Here is an 18,660-nt window from a genome sequence, read left to right as displayed (position 1 = left end):
ATATTTATCCCGACTAATAATAAATGTTTATACATTTATATTCTCTCACGAACCGAAAACTGCAATACGATGAAGATGAAAAGCCTTATGCGGCCGGCGTTCGTCCTGAGCTGCGCCCTGGCCGTGCGGACTGCGGCGGCGTCCGATGCGACGATCTGGACGGTGGGCGAACCGGACGGCCGTCCCGACGGGTTCGCCCTTGCGCCCGACGGATTCCGGGACTTCCTGGCCCGGGACTTCGGCTACGAGGACAAATTCTATCTGGTCGGGCACTCCGATCCTTCGACCGATTTTCCCTATGTGCTGCCGGGGCCGGCCGACACGTGGGGCGGAACCTGGCCCACGTCGGGATGGCGCACCCACGAGGTCAATATCCTTTTCGGCCTCGACGAACAGCCCGATGACGACTGCCTGCTGGCGGTCGATCTGGCGGATTACGCCAAGCGGTTCCCGCCGCTGGTCAAGGTGAGCGTAAACGGACAGGATGCCTGGTTCCGACTCAACGACCCCGACGATCCGACCGCTGCCGGCCGCCGTTACGGCCAGCAGGAGCCGACTGTCGATACGCTTTCGCTGACCGGACGCTTCGAGCGTGCGACGCCGCGCCGGCTCGAGATGCCGCTCCGGCGCGGCACGCTGCGCAAGGGCGGCAACACGGTGCATGTGACCGTGCTCGAGGGGTCGTGGATACTCTTCGACCGGGTGGCGCTCGAGGGCCCATCGTCCGTGCGTCCGACGCAGTCCGAAGGGTTGTTCGTGCGCGACGTGGCGGCGGCTCCGTATGAATCGGACCATGACGGCAAGCGTGTACAGCCGTTGCTGGTCGATGTCGAGTGGCTCGGAGCGACACCGACGCTGAGCGTCGAGATAGACGGCCGCGAACTCTTCAACCGACGCGTCGAGGCGGGCCGTTCGCGCTTCGAGGTGCCGATGCCTGCCGTGCGCCGCGCCCGGACGAGCTGCTACCGGGTGCTGTGCGACGGACGCGAAGTGGCCTCCGGATGTATCGAACGGGCTCCCCGACCCGAGCAAACCCTGGCCGACTACGTCGATACGCGCATCGGTACGGCCCACTCGCGATGGATGATCGCTCCCGGACCGTGGATGCCTTTCGGCATGGTCAAGCTCTCGCCCGACAACCAGAATGCAGGCTGGCAGGCCGGCTACCAGCCTTCGCTCGAGACGATCGGCTGTTTCAGCCACATTCACGAGTGGACGCTCGGCGGACTGGGTCTCATGGCGACCAACGGCGAGCTGAAGGTCCGGGTCGGAGACGAGCGCAACCCCGACGAGGGCTACCGCTCGCGCATCGACAAACGGACGGAGCAAGCCGGAATCGGCTGCTATGCGGCCGACCTGACCGATTACGGGATCCATGCAGAGGTGACCGCCACGACGCGTTGCGGATTCAGCCGTTTCACCTTCCCGACGGACCGGGGCGAGGGCCGTATCCTCATCGAACTGCACCCGCAGGCCGAATACGACTTCGAGCTGCGCGACGTTTCGGTCCGGCAGGCGGGCGACCGGCGGATCGAGGGCTCGTGCCGCCAATATTCGCGGGGAGTCTGGAGCAACGACGCCGACCAGGACTATACGCTGCATTTCGTCATCGAATTCGACCGGCCGATCAAGCGGCTGGGTAGCTGGTGCGACGATGAACTCCAACAGCAGACAGACGGCCTGTCGTGCGGACCGTGCCGCGAGGCCGGACTCTTCGCCGTCTTCGATCCTGCGGAGGATTCCGTCGTTCAGGTGCGCTCGGGCATCTCGCTCGTGAGCGTCGGGAACGCCTCCGAGAACCTATCCACGGAGATTTCGGTCCCCTTCGGCTGGAACTTCGAGGCCGTGTGCGCCAACCAGCGGGCGACGTGGAACGATCTTTTCTCCCGCGTTCGGGTCCGCTCGGACGACTACCTCGAAAAGCAGCGTTTCTACAACAACATGTACCGTGCGCTTTGCAGTCGCAATACGTGGAGCGACGTCAATGGCGAGTGGGTCTCGACCGACGGCCGGGTACGCTGCGTGGCCGATCCGGCAAACGATGCGATGCTCGGATGCGATGCCTTCTGGAACACCTTCTGGAACCTCAATCCCTTCTGGAATCTCGTGACGCCCGAGTGGTCGGGCCGCTGGGTGCGCTCGCAACTGGCGATGTACGATGCCAACGGATGGCTGGCCAAGGGCCCTGCGGGCCTGAACTACGTCCCGGTGATGGTCGCCGAACACGAGATCCCGCTGATCGTCTCGGCCTGGCAGATGGGCATCCGCGACTTCGACGGACAGAAAGCCCTCGAGGCGGCCGTGAAGATGCAGACGACGCCCGCACGGAAGGTTTTCAACGGCTTTGCCGGCAACCGCGATCTGGCGGCCTACATGCAATACCACTACGTGCCGAGCGACAAGGGCCGCTTCTCGAACACGATGGAGTACTCCTACGACGACTGGACGGTCGGCCAACTGGCCCGCGCCCTCGGCGACGACGAGACGTGGCGGACCTTCAACGACCGCGGCTATTGGTGGCGGAACGTCATCAGCGATGCCGGCTACTGCCATCTGCGCGACAGCGAGGGCCGCTGGGCTGCCCCCTTCGACCCCTTCCGCAGCGGGGCCAACCACCACTATGTCGAGGGCAACGCCTGGCAGCTTACCTTTTTCGTGCCGCAGGATATTCCGGCTTTGGTGCGGAAAATCGGACGCGAGCGCTTCCTCGAGCGTCTGGAATGGGGCTTCGCGCAGGACGAGGCGTGGCGCTACAACGCTCCCAACGATCAGTATTGGGACCACCCCGTCGTGCAGGGCAACCAACAGTCGATGCACTTCGCCTTTCTGTTCAACTACGCCGGCGCCCCGTGGCTGACGCAGCGCTGGAGCCGCTCGATCCTGGACCGCTATTACGGTCGCGGCATCGCCAACGCCTACCTCGGCGACGAGGATCAGGGACAGATGAGCGCCTGGGCCGTTTTGGCCTCGCTCGGACTCTTCCAGACCGACGGAGGCTGCCGCGTGGATCCGGTCTTCGAGATCGCCAGTCCGATTTTCGAAGAGGTGACGATCGACCTCGGCGGACGCTACGGCCGCGGCGAGACCTTCACCATCCGGGCGAAAAACGCTTCGCGCCGCAACATCTATGTGCAGCGTGCGTCGCTCGACGGCAAGCCGCTCCGGAGTTTCCGCTTCCCGGCCGCCGCTCTGCTCGACGGCGGAGAACTGGAGCTGGAAATGGGCCCCGAACCCAACCGGGCATGGGGCGTGGAGTGATTCTTCCCCGGTCCGGACACGAAAGAGCGGCGGCGAAACCCTGCGAGGTTCGCCGCCGCTCCCTTGCCCGGCCCGGGAACGTTGCGTCCGTTTATTTTCCCGTCTCGAAACGGCGCAGCAGGAGGGCGCAGACGGCCAGGTAGGCCATACAGCAACCGATGACGACGAGCGATCCGATCTGACTGCCGGCGAAATCGGCCGAGGCGCCCATCAGCGGCGGGATCACTGCACCGCCGCAGACACCCGTAATCATCAGCCCCGAGATCTCGTTGGCCTTGTCCGGATGGCTCTTGAGCGCCGCCGAATAGATCACCGAGAAGATACTCGAACAGGCGAAGCCGATCAGGCCGACCAGCACCAGCATGCCGGCCGTTGCATGGGTGAACCAGAGTGCGATCATGGCGGCGATGGCGGCGAAAATGTGAATCCGGAAGTAGCGGACATCGCTCATGCGCACGAGCAGGAGCGAACCGAGCAGTGCGCCGACCGTACGGCAGACAAAGTAGACGCTCGATCCGATTCCGGCCTGCTCGACGGCGTATCCGCTGCGCTCGATGAGCAGCTTGGGTGCGACCGTGTTCATGCCCACATCGACGCCCACGACGAAGACGATGCCGAGGAAAAGGATCAGCACCGTGCGGTCCTTCAGCAGCGAGAAGGCCGCTCCGACCGACGAAGCAGGCTGCGTTTCGCGCGACTCGCGGATCGGGGTGCAGAGAAGCCAGAGGGCCGACAGCAGCGTGATGGCGGCATAGATCGGGAAGAGGTACTGCCAGTCGCCCAGCTCTCCGGCGGCGAATGCGGCGATGAACGGTCCGCAGAACGACGACACGGCTTTGACCACCTGTCCGGCCGTGAGCGAGCTGGTCAGCGTCTCGGGGCGCACGACATTCGTCAGCAGCGGGTTGAGCGACACCTGCAGCAGCGTGTTGCCGATGCCCAGCAGGGCGAAGGCCGCCATGCAGGTGACCAGATTGTAATCGATGAAGGGGATGAGCATGCCGGCGACGGTGACGAGGTTGCTCGCCTGCACCATCTTCTTGCGCCCGATGCGGTTCATGACCAGTGCCGCGGGAATCGAGAGCAGCAGGAACCAGATGAAGACCATCGAGGGGATGAATCCGGCGAGGGTCTCGTTGAGTGCGAAATCTTTCTGCACGTAGCTGGTCGAGATACCCACCACGTCGCAGAATCCCATCACGAAGAAACCGAAGAGGACGGGCAGCAGTTTGCTTACGGAGCGGTTGTCGTTTTTATTCATCGGATCGTTCGGGTTATTTCTCGGCTTCGATACGGTAGGTGAACGAATCGGCACGGTAATAGCCGACGTTGAACTCGACGGGGAATCCCGTGGCATCGAGCACCAGCCGCTTGCGCCTGAGAATCGGATCGCCGACCCTGATGCCGAGTTTGGCGGCCAGCTCCTCGTCGGCCAGCATGGCGCTCACCTCCTCGACCGACTTGTGGACGATGACGCCGTAGCGCTGTTCGAGCATCGTGTAGAGAGGCTGTGTGAAGTCCTCCTCGCCGGTCATCCCGATGGCGGGGTTGAAATAGGAATAGAAATAGACGATCGGCGCCTGCTCGCTGCCGCGCACGCGCGACATGCGCAGCATGCGCATGTCGGAAGCCACCCGGAAGAACCGGGTCACCTCGGGAGCGGCCTGTTCCCAACATATATGCAGTTCGTAATTTTTGATCGTGATGCCCAGCGCCTTCATCTCCTGCGAGAAACTCATCCAGTTGCGGGCGTTGCTGCTGGCCCTGCCCAGCGTATTGACCGTGGTGCCCACACCCTTTTTGCGGATCAGCAGGCCTTCGTTCACCAACCGGTTGATGGCCTGTCTGAGGGTGTTGCGCGATATCTTGAGCTCCTGTGCGAGTTCCACCTCGTTGGGCAGGATGGCTCCCGAACGGTATTTCTCGGTATTGATCATCTGGCGCAGGATATGTTCCGCCTGCACGTGATAGGGCGTCTTGCTCGAAAAATCAATCTGTGCGTTCATCTTCTGTCGGTAGTTGGATTCGCCAGTACAAAGATAATCGTTTTGCACTAATTTTCACGGTTTCTCTGAACATTCCGTCTCTCCGATCCACTCCGCCCGGAACCGGCAGCGCATATCGCCGCCCCGCCGCATGGAAAAGTTCGTGCCCCAGAGGTCGTCGTCGGGGCAAAAATGTACGTCCTGGCGCAGATCGGGCCGTTCGGTCGAACGGTTCAGGGCGTTGCATTCTCCCACGACTGCGGGCAGGGCGTCGGGCGAGGCGGTACGCAGCGTGCCGCGGTGAGTGACGAGGTCCACGCAGCGGTCGGCCGATGCCGGGCATAATTGCAGCCGGGTCCTATTGCCTCCGGTCGAGCTCCGCGATGGCGAAGGCGTAGGCCCCCAGTGCGATGGCCCGACTGGCGCCGAGTTTCGAACGGACGACGGGGATTTGGCGAACGTGGTGGTAGCGGACGCGCTTTTCGGAGCGGGGAACGGCTACCGGCACCGATTTCTCGCGCAAGAACTCCGCGGCCTCCTCCGGTGTGTCGAGGTCGAAGGTCCGCATCTGCAGCCGCGGGAAGCGGTCGCCGGCAAAGGAGCCGATCTCGCCGCGCATCTCCGCGAGCAGAGCGGGCATGAAGTATTCGGCCGCTCCGGTCAGGCCGCCCCCCAACACGACGATGCCGTCGATGATCGTGAGGGCCTGCGAGATGACGTCGCCGGCCACCTCGCCGAACCGGCGAAAGCTCTCTCGTGCGGCATCGCGGTCGCCCTCGCGCGTTCCTTCGGCGATGTCGAAGATGTCGCGCGGGGTGAGCGGAACGGTGTCCGCGCCGGTCAGCTCGCCGTAAACACGGCGGATGGCGCGGATGCTGACGCTCTCCTCGCAGATCATGCCTTCGTGGTGCTTGTTGCGGAATACCCAGACGTCGCCGCCGCATCCGTTGTCGCCGGTCAGCAGCCGGCCGTCGATCACGGCGCCGGCGCCGAATCCCGTACCGAACGTCACGCCGAGCAGATTGCGGTAGCGTTTGGTCGATCCGGAACGTTCGAGCAGGGCGTTCACCTCGGGCAGGGCGCCCGAAATGGCCTCGCCGTAGGCAAACAGGTTGCCGTCGTTGTTGATGAACACCGGGATGCCGAACTTCTGTTCGAGGAAGGGTCCCAGCGCCACGCCGCCGCGGAACGACGGGAAGTTGGGCAGGTCGCCGATGATCCCGTGGGCGTAGTCGGCCGGTCCGGGAAAGGCGAAACTGATGGCGACGGGTGCTCCGGGAAGCTGCCGCCGCACGGCTTCGAATCCCTCGACGAGGGTCGAGAGCATGCGGTCGAGATCTTCCGGCTCCGAGTGGAAATGGATCGGGCCGACGATCTCGCGGTTACCGGCGATCGCCGAGAAGACGAGGTTCGTGCCTCCGGCGTCGAGCGTGAGGACGATACGTGGGTCGGTTTCGTACATGGTCGATCGTATATTAGTTGTTGTCAGTGTCGTACATAAGCCTTGACCGTACCGCAGAACGTACCCGGAACGAGCGGCCGGATCGTGTAGCTGCCGATCGAAGCGGGAATGATGAAGGTCTCGGCGTAGTGCACCGTGAAGGGTTCGAACGTTCCCGCAGGGCTCTCGATGACGGCGGCGTCGCCTTCGACCAGGTTGAGCACCTCGACGCCGCCCTGCATCGTGTGGGGCGTGATACCGGTGAACCAGTGACGGCGGGTTTCGATGAATTCGGCTTCGTGCAGTCCGGTGCGCTCCTCGCGCCAGCCCTCGCCCTCGGCGATCGGTTCGAAGCGGTTGCAGTGGCGGCGGAGTATCTCGTCCGTGTCGCGCGTCCAGTCGATGACGCGGGCTGCGTGGCCGATATTGATCGGGCGGGGTTTGCCGTCGAGCCCCATGCGGCACCAGTCCCACATTTTGAAAGTGAAGATATTGGGCGTAGCACTGATCTCAAGGACCATGGCGCCGGCTCCCGAGCAGTGGACCGTACCGCCCGGAATCAGGTAGTGGTCGTGCCTGCGGGCCGGGAAGCGGTTCACGAAACGCTCGGCATCGAACGCCGCGCCTCCCCGCCGGGCCGTGCGGAGCGCCGCGAGCATCTCTTCGGGATCGACGCCCCGTTTCACGCCGAGATAGACGCAGGCGCCGGGCTCGGCATCGAGCAGGTAGTAGCTCTCATCCTGCGTGTAGCGCATGCCGAACGTACGGCGGATGTATTCGTCGGTGGGATGGACCTGGAGGCTGAGGTTGCCTCCGCCGATGGTGTCCAGGAAGTCGAAACGGATCGGGAAGCTCTCGCCGAAACGCCGGCGGTCGGCGGCGCCCAGCAGCTCCTGCGCACGAAGGTAAATGAGGTTCTGAGCCGGCATCTCGAACAATTCGCCATCGACGCGCAGCAGCAGACTGTTCTCCTCCGGAACGCAGTCGAAGCACCAGCCGAAATTGGCCTGCCTGCGGTCGAGGTCGCAGACCTCCTTCATCCACTGGCCTCCCCACGGCGCAGGGTCGAAGAACGGCACGACCCGGAACGGACGACGCACCGTACGCCCGATACCCTGCATGAAGGTCTCGGCCGCGATCATCAGCGGACGCCCCGGACGGTGCGTGTCGATCCAGTAATCGACACGGTTGTAGAGGCTCTTCTTGTGGTTGTCCAGCACAGGCCAGTCGTTGAAGTAGCCGCGCTTGTACTGCCGGGCGGGGCTTTCTGCCGAGTTGTCCACACCCAGTCCGTGAATGGCACGGGCGCGGAAACGCCGCTGAATCTCCCAGCGGGCCATGTCGGCGTAGAGCGTCAGGTCGGCATTCGGTGCGACGTAGCCCGCACCGCTGCCATAGACGATCGTCCGGCGTTCACGATGCCGGATCCGTTCCCGGGCCTCGTTCAGGCGTTCGGGGTCGAAGAAGTCGGCCAGGCCGAGCGGCGTGAGATAGCCGAACAACTCGTCGTCGGTCACATAGGGGTCGGTCATGGAGCGGATCTCCCGTTCGTCGCGGAAAAGTTCCTCGGTGCGGATCAGCTCGGCCTCGGGCCATATACGGGCAAGCGCCCCTGTCAGCTCCTCGTCGCATACGCCGTGGTAGGTGTCGAACACCACCAGCGGACGCTCGATGTCGGTGCATCGTACGAGCTCAACGCCGATCTCCTCCCAGCCGCGCCAGATGCGGCCTTCCGTTTCCGTCGCCGGAAACTTGTCGTAGTTCGAACGTGTGTGCAGCGATGTATTCATGAATATATGTATGTTTATTTTTTATATGTGCAAACATAATGAATCTTTTTTAATTATGCAATTGTTCGCGCGATTTTTCCGGCCTTCGGGCGCTCTTTTCGGAACTTCGGCGGTCGGAGACAAGGCCCGCCGGGCATCCGACAGACCTTGGACAGGGCGTGCACATAGATCAACCGGCCGATGTTCGGCGGTTACCGTCCCGAAGCGCCCCATGCCGACCGGCTGGCGTCCCGCGTGCCGAGGAATGCGACGCCTCGGGGCGCGGCTCCCGTCCTGTGCGATCCGCTCTTCGGACCGTTCCTATGCCCTCCGGGTCACGGCCGACCGGACCGCGCTGTCGAAGGAGCGCGCCACGGCCCACCCTGACCGTCGAGGTGGCCGATGGGCGGGCATCCCGGCAAAGCCGGGCGACAGCGAGATCATCCGCCCGCTCGACGGGCCGGCCGGACAGCTCGGCCTCGGGGATTCGGACAATGCCGACATGAGCGACCACCCGGACAACCGGCATCGGGCTTATCGCAGGTCCTGCCCGTCTATGTACGTACAACAGATGAAACAGATGATATTTGCATCCGCTTCTCTCCACCGCTTCTCCGCAGGGCGGAAATTATGCCGGAAGCGGGGCTACGGACCTTGCGCCGAACGGCGGAATGCTCCGGACGCGGGCGTCGGGCGGGTCGTACCCGTCGGAGCCCGCTCTCTTTTTAAACGGATCGGCAGAGTTTCCTGCGTCGGTTTTCACTCATACCAAGTCGTCCGGAACCGGAAAACGATGAAAAAATATCCGAAGTATTGCATTTTTGAAAATCTATCTCTATATTTGCGTTGTTCATATATGTATGAACAAATATATATGATTCAAACATAAAAACCTAACCTAAATGAACTTGTTATGAAGAATCTGTACCAGAATTACGCACGGACCCGTTGGGACGGATCGGGCGGAATCTTCAGAAAGTGCGCGGTCCTTTTGTTGGCGGTCTCGCTGCTGCCCGGAACGTCGGCAGCCGGATCGGAACCGGTCCAGACCGAAGTTCCCCCCCCCGCACGGGAACGCACCGTCGGCGGAACGGTCCGCGACGGCAAGGGCGATCCGATTCCCGGAGCGGCCGTGACCGTCGTGGGCGGTTCGCTCGGCGTATCGACCGATGCCTCGGGCGCCTACCGCATCGAAGGGGTCGGAAGCGACGACGAACTGGAATTCAGCTTCCTCGGAATGATGTCGCAGAAGGAAAAGGTCGGGACGCGCACACGGATCGACGTGACGCTGCGCGAGGACATGATCGGTCTGGAAGATGTCGTGGTGACGGGCTATACGGCCATGAAGCGTAAGGACATCACCGGATCGGTGGCTTCGGTATCGGCCGAACAGATCGCCCGCATTCCGGCATACGACCTGACCACCAGCCTGGTCGGTGTGGCCGGCATCCGCATCGACGGAGGTTCGATCCGCATCCGCGGCACGCGTTCGACCAACGCGGGCAACGACCCGCTGATCGTGCTCGACGGTATTCCCTACGACGAGACGCTCACCTCGATCAACCCGGGCGACATCGAGTCGATCGACATTCTGAAGGATGCCTCCTCGACGGCCATCTACGGAGCGAAGGGCGCCAACGGCGTGATCCTCATCACTACGAAACAGGCCAGGAAAGGCGAGACGAAGGTTATCTACGACGGTTTCGTGGGCGTGGGCGTCAATAACCGGGGCACGCTCGACGTGATGGATGCCGACGAGTACATCGCCTTCCAGCGTGAAGCCAGCCGCGCCGCCGGCGCGTGGAACTCGCCCGAGGACGACAGCAAGGCCTTCTTCGGGGCCGAGATCGCCAACATGGGCAAGATGGACACCGACTGGATGGGCCGTTATTTCAACCAGAAACGCCTGTGGCACAGCCACTCGCTGACCATCGCCTCGGGCAACGAGAAGACCCAGTACAAGGTTTCGTTCAATTACAAGAACAACGAGGGCCGCTACGAGGGCGACCGCCGCGACTACTTCTATCTGACCACCGACCTAACGCATCAGGTGCTGCCGTTCCTGAAGGTGGGTATCTCGAACCGCGCTTTCTACAACGTGAGCCACGACAAGCCCGACATGTTCGACACGTTCCTCCACATGTCGCCGCTGACGCCGATCTACAACGAGGACGGCTCCTACAACGAGTATCCGTTCGGCGACCCGTTCGTGAAGAACCCCTACATGAACGAAACGGACGGAGCCTACGAGGACAAGACCGAGGAGTGGAAGATCTACATGCGTTTCTTCGCACAGGTGGACCTCTGCAAGGGACTCACCTTCAACACCAACTTCGCCTACACGCCGGCCTTCTCGTCGCGCGGCTACTACTACGACAACCGCAGCGTGGGCTACACCGACGAGCGCAACGTCGCCGGCATGCACAACAACCGCAAGGCCGACTGGGTATGGAACAACATCCTCAACTACAAGAAGGCCTTCGGCAGGCACGCCATCGACGTGTCGGCCGTCTTCGAGATGCAGAACCGTCAGACGGTGAACTCCTCGATGTCGGGAAAGGACCAGGAATCGCCCGCCTATCTGTGGTATAACATGAACCGTCTGACCGATTCGAAGACGATCGGTTCAGGATTCATCCGCAACCAGATGGTTTCGGTCATCGGCCGCCTGCAATACACCTTCGACGACCGCTACATCGTGACGGCTTCGTTCCGCGAGGACGGCGCCTCGCAGCTCTCGCCGGGCAGCAAGTGGGCCTTCTTCCCCTCGGCCGCCGTGGCATGGCGCATTTCGGAGGAGCGTTTCGTCAAGGACAACGCGGACTGGATCACCAACCTCAAACTGCGCGCCAGCTACGGTATGACGGGCAACTACTCGATCGCGGCCTACGCCACGCTCGGTTCGCTCTACGGCTGCTACGCCAATTTCGGATTCGGCGGCGAGACCCACCTTCCGGGTCTGGAGCCCTCGACGCGCCCGGCGCCCGATCTGGGCTGGGAACGCAACAAAATGCTCGACATCGGTCTGGACTTCGGGTTCCTGAACGGCCGCATCTTCGGTACGGTCGAATACTACGACTCGAAGAGCTACGACCTGCTCTACCTGAAGGTGCTGCCCTACACCACGGGCTTCAACCAGGCCTGGACGAACATCGGCGACACGCGCAACCGCGGTTGGGAGATTTCGCTCTCGACGGTTCCCATCCAGAAGAAGGACTTCACCCTCAACGTCAATCTCTCCTACTACCGCAACAAGGAGGAGCTGGTGCGTCTGCAGGATCCCGGCATGAAGCAGGACCTGAACAACAACCTTTTCGTGGGCTATCCGGTGAACGGCGTACACTACAACTACAAGCAGGTGGGCATCTGGCGACTCGACGAGGCCGATCTGGCCGCCCTCTACGGGCAGAAGCCCGGCGAAGTAAAGGTGGCCGACCTCGACGGCAACGGCGTGATCGACGGCAACGACCGCACCATTCTCGGCACGACGCGCCCCGACTGGGTCGGCGGACTGTCGATCAGCGGCCAGTGGAAGAACCTCGACTTCTCGGTCGATGTTTACGGTGAGTTCGGCGCCCTGGCCTACGACAGCCGCAGTACGGGCGGCTGGGCCAACCAACTGGGCCGCTGGAACACCTACAAGATCGACTACTGGACGCCCGAGCATCCGACCGACCGCTATCCCCGTCCGGTCGAGGGACAGTCGATCAAGTACCTCGACGCTGCGGGCTACTACGACAACGACTACGTGAACATCCGCAACATCACGGTGGGCTACACGCTGCCGCAGCGGTGGATGGGCCGTATCGTCAAGAAGACGCGCTTCTACTTCACGATGAACGATCCGTGGGGATACAGCCGGTTCCGCGACCAGGGCGGTATTTCGTGGTGGGAATCCTATTACATTTTCGGAGCCAGCGTCCAGTTCTAAACCTAAAACACAACGACCATGAAAAAGACAGCAACGATCCTCGCCTCCGCCGCGCTGCTTGCGGGCGTCACCGGCTGCGAAAGTTTTCTGGAGGAGGAGTCCTACGGATCGACCACCGACATTTTCAACGAGGAGAACGGACTCAAGGCATTCGTGAACCTCTCCTATACGAAGATCAACAACCTCTACGGCGGCGACGGACAGTGGCCGCTGATGACCGAATTGGGCACGGACCTCTTCCTGCGCGGCAAGAATCAGGGCGATACGGGTCTTACGGACTACTACGGTCTGGATGCCAACAACGGCAATGTCTCGTGGCTGTGGAACCACTGCTACAAGGCGCTGGCCAACATCAACATGTTCATGGAGACCATCGACACGACGCCTTTTGCCGACGAGTCCGAGAAACTGCAATGCAAGGCCGAAATGCTTGTGATGCGGTCGATGTTCCTGTGGATCATCACCGAGACATGGGGCGACTCGTACCTGCCCCGCACGACGGACAAGACCGAGGGCATGGAGGCCCGCCGTTCCACGCGCGAGGATTTCTACGAGGAGATCATCGGCGGACTGGAGCAGGTCGTCAACGAGGGGATGCTGCCCGACGAGCGCACCTCCGAGGCGGGCCGCATCGACATGCCGACGGCCAAGGCATTCCTGGCGCGCATGTACCTCTACCACGAGCAGTTCGAGGACGCCGAACGGCTGGCCTCCGAGGTGATCGACGGGCCTTACGGCTTCGAGCTGACGCCATCGCTCAAGGACCTCTGGGCCGACGACAAGACCAACGACGAGTTCATCTGGACGACGAATTTCACCAACGACGAGTCCTATGCGCAGAGCAACGGCTACTGGCAATGGTACGCCATGTACATCGACCGCTTCCCCGGTGTGCAGACGATGCTCGGGTGGACCGGCTACGGCGGTTGCCAGGCCATCCCGTCGCTCTACTACATCGACAACTTCAACCGCGATGCCGACCTGCGCTGGATTGATCTGCACCAGTGGGTATGGTACTACAACGACCCGGCCGACGACCGTTCGGAGTTCCCCGACAATCGGTGGCGCGAGTACATCGACACGGCGCTCTACTGCTGTCCCGACGTGCTGCCCGAATTCGAGCGTCAACGCATGAAGACCTGCTACACGTTCTTCGACCGCAACGACATGTACGATGCCAAGGGTATTCCGCAGGACCGCTGGACCTTCATCGGCATGACCAAATTCTACGACCACACCCGTCCGGGCAACATGTCCACGCTCTCGGACCGTTCGTACCCGGTGATCCGTCTGGGCGAACTCTACCTGATCCGCGCCGAGGCCAACATCCGCCGCACCGACCCCGATCTGCAAGCCGCCGCCCGGGACATCATGACGCTGCGCGAGCGGGCCATCCGCAAGGATTCGGAGGACCCCGCACAGAATGAGGCGTGGCGCGATGCGATGACCGTCACCGAGAACGACATGAACGTGGACTTCATCCTCGAGGAGCGGGCCCGCGAGCTGGCCGGCGAGTGGCAGCGCCGACTGGACCTGAAGCGTCTGGGCAAACTCGTCGAACGTGTGACACTCTACAACCCCGACGCCGCGGACAACATACGGGATTATCATGCGGTCCGCCCGATTCCGCAGTCGCAGTTCGACGGCATGCCCGACTGGACGACGCTGGGACAGAACGAAGGCTACAATTAACCGAATACATTCCGACCGAAGATAAAACGAGACAATTATGAAAACGATAGTCAAAAGATTGGCGCTGATGCTCTGCTGTGCCGGCCTGTTCCTCGCGTCGTGCAGCGACGATGAGGCGTCGGACGCGCAGCGGACGCTCATGGAGGTGATCCGCGAGGCGGAGACGCTCGTCGCCGAAGTCGAGGAGGGAACCTCCGAGGGCGATATCGCCCCGGGGTCGAAGAAGATCCTGCAGGCATGGATCGACCAGGCCTACTTCATCATGAACAACACCTCGCGCGAGGAGGGTTACGCCAATGCGGCGAAACGGCTCGAAGAGGCCATCGCGGCCTTCAACGCGAATATCGTCAAACCGGGTATCCCGCATTTCGCTCTGGGATCGAAGATGAACCTGGGAGCTTCGTCCGGCTGGGGACTGGAGGATGCCTTCACCGTGGAGATGCGGGTCCGCTTCTCGGAGTTCGCTCCGGGCGACCAGTGCATCGTCTCCAACGAATCGGGCGCCGGCGGCTTCATGGTCCGCAACAACGCCGATCAACTGCAATTCTACATCTACGATGCCGACATCAACAACTGGAACGGCGGCGGATGCTGCACGATCGAACTCGGCACGTGGTACCACATCGCGGCGACCTATGCGGCGGGAGACAAGATGGTCTTCTACCTCGACGGCAAACAGGTGAGCTCCGTAAGTTGCGGCACGCTGGCCGCGTCGGCCTCCGACCTGCAACTGGGAACCTCGCCCTATTACAGCGACCGCTACATGCGCGGCGATATCCAGCATGTCTCGATCTGGGAAGATGCCCGCACGGCCGACGAGGTGGCTTCCGACGTGGAGTGCTCGTTCACCGGCACGGAAGAGGGGCTGACGGCCTATTGGCCGCTGACGCTCAACGTCGGTACGGAAATCACCGACGAGACAGGGTCGTACGTGGCCGCAATGACCGACGTCGCATGGCTCGACGCCGAATAGAACAGGAGAACATTCACGCATAAAAACACACAACGCATGACAAACCGCAGATTTATGTTGCTTTCCGTACTGCTGACACTGATATGGTCGGGTCTCTGGGCCCGCCCGTATCCGGTGCGGCTGTGGCAGATCGGCAAGGCCGACGGTTCGTCGTCCGAGTTCGCGCTCGACGGCGACAGCTATTCCGACATTTCGAAACGTTTCCCCGGGTGCACGGCGCTCTACACGGTCGGGCGCAGTTCGGCTTCGGACGTTCCGTTCGTCATCCCGGGGCCCTCCGATGCCTGGGCAGGCAATCCGCAGGGCGGACTGCTGGTCCGCTTCGGCGTCCGTGAGGCCGATCCCGGAGCCGCATTGAGGCTGAGGTTCGACTTCGTCGAGGTACACAGCGGTTCGGCCCCGCGGCTCGAGATCGCCCTCAACGACTTCCGCACGGAGGTCCAGACCCCCGCAGGCGCCGACCAGAACTACCTCGACACGCGCAAAACCTCGTCGAAGGGCCTTTGCGCCGAGGTCGAAATTCCGGCCGGGACGCTCCGCCCGGGCGACAACATCCTCTCGGTCCGCTCGGTTTCGGGCAGTTGGATGGTGCTTGACGCCGTGACACTCGAGGCTTCGACTCCGGTGAAGAGTGCCCCGGCGAGTACCGGCATTTCGCTCTTCGCGGCCGAGTCCGAACCGGCGCTGATCTACGGCCGGACCCGGGACGAACTGCTCCATCCCGTAACGCTCGACATCGCCAACTGGGACGCGAAGCCCCGCAAGACGGCGTGGAGCTACGACGGAAAAGCGGGCGGCGAATTGAAGCTCGCCCCGGGCCTGAACCGCATGCAGGTCGGTATCCCCGAGGGGTATGACGGCCGCCGGGTGCGCTTCGCGCTCAGGACGCCGGACGGCGACCGTTCGGTCGAGACGGAGATCCTTCCGGCCGAGCGCTGGACGGTTTACCTCGTGCAGCACACCCATACCGACATCGGCTATACGAAGCCGCAGACCGAGATCCTCACCGAACACCTGCGATACATCGACTACGCCATCGAGTACTGCGAGGCGACGGCCGACTATCCCGACGATGCGAAATTCCGCTGGACGTGCGAGGCCTCGTGGGCCGTGCGCGAATGGCTGCGCATCCGCCCCGCCGAGCAGGTCGAGCGGTTCCTGCGCTTCGTGAAGAACGGTCAGATCGAAGTGACGGCCATGTTCTTCAACATGTCGGAACTCTCGGGCGAGAACGCCTACAAGACTTTCCTGGCACCGATCGCCCGCTTTCACGAACTGGGCATTCCGGTCGAGACGGCCATGCAGGACGACGTGAACGGCGTGGCGTGGTGCCTGGCCGACTACCTGCCCGATGTCGGGGTCAAGTACCTGTCGATGGGGTCGAACGGCCACCGCGCCCTGATCCCCTTCGACCGTCCGACGCTCTACCGCTGGGAGTCGCCCTCAGGCAAGAGTCTGCTCTCGTTCCGCGCCGACCACTACATGACGGCCAACTTCTGGGGCATCGACCGCGGCGACATGGAGGGAGTCCGCAACGGCGTCTTTTCCTACATCCGCTCACTGCGCCGCAGCGGCTACGACTTCCCGCTCGTCGCGGCGCAGTACTCGGGATACTCCACCGACAATTCGCCTCCGTCGATGCAGGAGTGCGCGCTGATCCGCGACTGGAACGAGCACTATGCATGGCCCAGACTGCGCAGTGCGACCGTGCATGAATTCCTCGAGCGAATCAATACGAAATACGGCGACCGCCTTCCCGTTTACCGTGCGGCCTATCCCGACTGGTGGACCGACGGTTTCGGCTCGGCCGCCCGTGAAACGGCGGCTTCGCGCAAAACGCAGTCCGACATGATCGCCATCGGCGGCATGCTCTCGATGGCCGGCATGGCGGGCGACCGGGGCGTCGAAGGGACGCACGACGAGCTGCGCCGCATCCACGAGAACCTGCTCTTCTACGACGAGCACACGTTCGGAGCTGCGGAGAGCATCAGCGATCCGCAGTGCGAGAACTCGCAGGTGCAGTGGGCCGAGAAGGGCTCCTACGTCTGGGAGGCGCTCAAAAGCGCGCAGATGCTCTACGAAACCTCGATCGGCCGGCTTCAGGGCGACCTGCACCGTTCGGAGCGTCCTACGCTGACCTTCTTCAATCCGCTGGGCTGGGAGCGCTCGGCGCTGACGACCGTCTATATCGACTTCGAGGTGATCCCGCGCGACCGAGCCTTCCGTCTGCTCGACGAACAGGGCCGCGCACTCTCCGTCGAACCGATCCGTTCGCGCAGCGAGGGGCGTTACTACGCCGTCTGGGCCGACCGGATCCCGGCGATGGGTTACAAGACCTACGAGGTGGTGCTCGACGAGGGCCGAGCCGCCGAACCCGAGGCCTTCGAGCCGGCGGATCGTGTGGTCGAGAACGACTTCTACCGGCTGGAATTCGATCCCCTGACGGGCGGCATCCGCTCGCTCGTGGACAAGGAACTGGAGTTGGAGCTGGTCGATGGCGATGCCGAATGGAAACTGGGCGACTTCATCTACGAGTCGCTCGAGGGTGACCGCCACCAGATGGAGCGCAAGATCTTCGAACGCTACCGCCGTTCGGGGTTGCGCGACGTGCGGTTCACGGGCGCGGCCGCCGGAGACATCTATACGACGGTTTCGTTCCGCGGTACGGCCGAAGGATGCGACCCCGATTTCGGCGTGCGCGTCGAGATGCGCCTCTACAACGACGTCAAGCGCATCGACCTCCACTATACGGCGCGCCGTCTTCCCGAGACCGATCCGTCGGCTCTCTACGTGGCCTTCCCGTTCGCCCTGGATGGCGGCCGGCTGGCATTCGACGTGCCGGGCGGCGTGGTCTATGCCGGCGAGAACCAGATTCCCGGAACCACGGCATCGTGGAATACGGTTCAGAACTTCGTCTCGGTGCGCAACGACCGGGCACAAATCCTCGTGAGCTGCGACGCCATGCCGCTCTTCATGATGGGCGAACTGCTGAACGATCCCTACCGCCAGCCGCGGACCTATGAAAAGCCGCACCTCTTCTCGTGGGTGACGAACAACTACTGGACGACGAACTTCCGCGCCTCGCAGGAGGGCGAACTCAACTGGAGCTACACGCTCACCTCGTGTGCCGATACGTCGAACGCCGCGGCTTCGGCCTTCGGCTGGAGCAACCGCATTCCGCTCTATGCCCGCGTGATGCCGGCGGCGGGAGCCGACAACGGCAAAGCCCGGTCGAAGTCGTTCTTCCGCACGGGGTGCGACCACGTGCTGATGACCTCGTGCTCGCCGTCGCGGACCGGGCAGGGCGCCGTGCTGGTGAACCTCCGCGAGACCGACGGCCGCCAGGCCGAGCTCACGCTGCTCGACGCCGCAGGGAATCCGCTGACGTTCGAGGTGGTGAATGTCCTCGACGAACCGCTGGGCATACGGACCTCATCGCTCACGCTCAAACCCTATGAAAACGTGTTCGTGCGCCTCAGCCGCTGATCCGCACCATATCTAAACACCGATGAACGGCCGGGAAAGGGTCTGACCATCCCTTTCCCGGCCGTTCGCATGGCCAAACCGGGCCCCTCGACCAACGGCAGCTATACCAGCCCGGACCTCCCTTG

General features: G+C 62.7%; 10 protein-coding genes. 5 read left to right on the top strand and 5 right to left on the bottom strand.

Annotation, left to right across the window (positions count from 1 at the left end; all coding sequences use genetic code 11):
* Positions 1-69: 69 nt before the first annotated feature.
* Positions 70-3,258, top strand: coding sequence for a GH92 family glycosyl hydrolase (locus tag FME97_RS10775; RefSeq protein WP_232522876.1), 3,189 nt, complete (start codon positions 70-72; stop codon positions 3,256-3,258).
* Between the two features lie 91 nt (positions 3,259-3,349).
* Here FME97_RS10775 and FME97_RS10770 read toward each other — a convergent pair whose 3' ends face one another.
* The 5 genes from FME97_RS10770 to FME97_RS10750 are packed head-to-tail and all read right to left on the bottom strand — an operon-like array spanning position 3,350 to position 8,474.
* A complete protein-coding gene (locus FME97_RS10770) occupies positions 3,350-4,519 on the bottom strand; it encodes an MFS transporter (RefSeq protein WP_141429634.1) in 1,170 nt (389 codons plus the stop codon).
* Between the two features lie 13 nt (positions 4,520-4,532).
* On the bottom strand, positions 4,533-5,264 hold the full coding sequence (locus FME97_RS10765; protein ID WP_141429633.1) for a GntR family transcriptional regulator: 732 nt from the start codon (positions 5,262-5,264) through the stop codon (positions 4,533-4,535).
* Positions 5,265-5,318: 54 nt separating this feature from the next.
* A complete protein-coding gene (locus FME97_RS10760) occupies positions 5,319-5,561 on the bottom strand; it encodes a hypothetical protein (protein WP_141429632.1) in 243 nt (80 codons plus the stop codon).
* Between the two features lie 40 nt (positions 5,562-5,601).
* Positions 5,602-6,705, bottom strand: coding sequence for an ROK family protein (locus FME97_RS10755; protein WP_141429631.1), 1,104 nt, complete (start codon positions 6,703-6,705; stop codon positions 5,602-5,604).
* Between the two features lie 23 nt (positions 6,706-6,728).
* Complete coding sequence (locus tag FME97_RS10750) at positions 6,729-8,474, bottom strand: class I mannose-6-phosphate isomerase (protein ID WP_141429630.1); 1,746 nt, start codon at positions 8,472-8,474, stop codon at positions 6,729-6,731.
* 892 nt (positions 8,475-9,366) lie between these two features.
* Between FME97_RS10750 and FME97_RS10745 the strand changes: the two genes are divergently transcribed.
* The 4 genes from FME97_RS10745 to FME97_RS10730 are packed head-to-tail and all read left to right on the top strand — an operon-like array spanning position 9,367 to position 18,535.
* Positions 9,367-12,384: a SusC/RagA family TonB-linked outer membrane protein gene (locus tag FME97_RS10745; protein WP_141429629.1), complete on the top strand. Its 3,018-nt coding sequence runs from the start codon at positions 9,367-9,369 to the stop codon at positions 12,382-12,384.
* 18 nt (positions 12,385-12,402) lie between these two features.
* Positions 12,403-14,076 carry a RagB/SusD family nutrient uptake outer membrane protein gene (locus tag FME97_RS10740; RefSeq protein WP_141429628.1) on the top strand — a complete coding sequence of 558 codons (1,674 nt, stop codon included), beginning with the start codon at positions 12,403-12,405 and terminating at the stop codon, positions 14,074-14,076.
* 37 nt (positions 14,077-14,113) lie between these two features.
* Complete coding sequence (locus FME97_RS10735; RefSeq protein WP_141429627.1) at positions 14,114-15,049, top strand: LamG domain-containing protein; 936 nt, start codon at positions 14,114-14,116, stop codon at positions 15,047-15,049.
* A 54-nt stretch (positions 15,050-15,103) separates the two neighbouring features.
* On the top strand, positions 15,104-18,535 hold the full coding sequence (locus FME97_RS10730) for a glycoside hydrolase family 38 N-terminal domain-containing protein (protein ID WP_162502077.1): 3,432 nt from the start codon (positions 15,104-15,106) through the stop codon (positions 18,533-18,535).
* Positions 18,536-18,660: the final 125 nt, after the last annotated feature.

It is taken from the genome of Alistipes dispar (assembly GCF_006542685.1).
In the GTDB taxonomy this organism is placed as follows: Bacteria; Bacteroidota; Bacteroidia; order Bacteroidales; family Rikenellaceae; genus Alistipes; species Alistipes dispar.
The sequence above is the reverse complement of the archived record's forward strand: the minus strand, read 5'-3'. Positions and strand labels throughout refer to the sequence as shown.

Bases quoted from the DNA above. Each gene is read 5' to 3' on its own strand.
- FME97_RS10745 (WP_141429629.1), top strand. From the start codon at position 9,367: ATGAAGAATCTGTACCAGAATTACGCACGGACCCGTTGGGACGGATCG.
- FME97_RS10770 (WP_141429634.1), bottom strand. From the start codon at position 4,519: ATGAATAAAAACGACAACCGCTCCGTAAGCAAACTGCTGCCCGTCCTC.
- FME97_RS10735 (WP_141429627.1), top strand. From the start codon at position 14,114: ATGAAAACGATAGTCAAAAGATTGGCGCTGATGCTCTGCTGTGCCGGC.
- FME97_RS10750 (WP_141429630.1), bottom strand. From the start codon at position 8,474: ATGAATACATCGCTGCACACACGTTCGAACTACGACAAGTTTCCGGCG.
- FME97_RS10730 (WP_162502077.1), top strand. From the start codon at position 15,104: ATGTTGCTTTCCGTACTGCTGACACTGATATGGTCGGGTCTCTGGGCC.
- FME97_RS10775 (WP_232522876.1), top strand. From the start codon at position 70: ATGAAGATGAAAAGCCTTATGCGGCCGGCGTTCGTCCTGAGCTGCGCC.
- FME97_RS10740 (WP_141429628.1), top strand. From the start codon at position 12,403: ATGAAAAAGACAGCAACGATCCTCGCCTCCGCCGCGCTGCTTGCGGGC.
- FME97_RS10755 (WP_141429631.1), bottom strand. From the start codon at position 6,705: ATGTACGAAACCGACCCACGTATCGTCCTCACGCTCGACGCCGGAGGC.
- FME97_RS10765 (WP_141429633.1), bottom strand. From the start codon at position 5,264: ATGAACGCACAGATTGATTTTTCGAGCAAGACGCCCTATCACGTGCAG.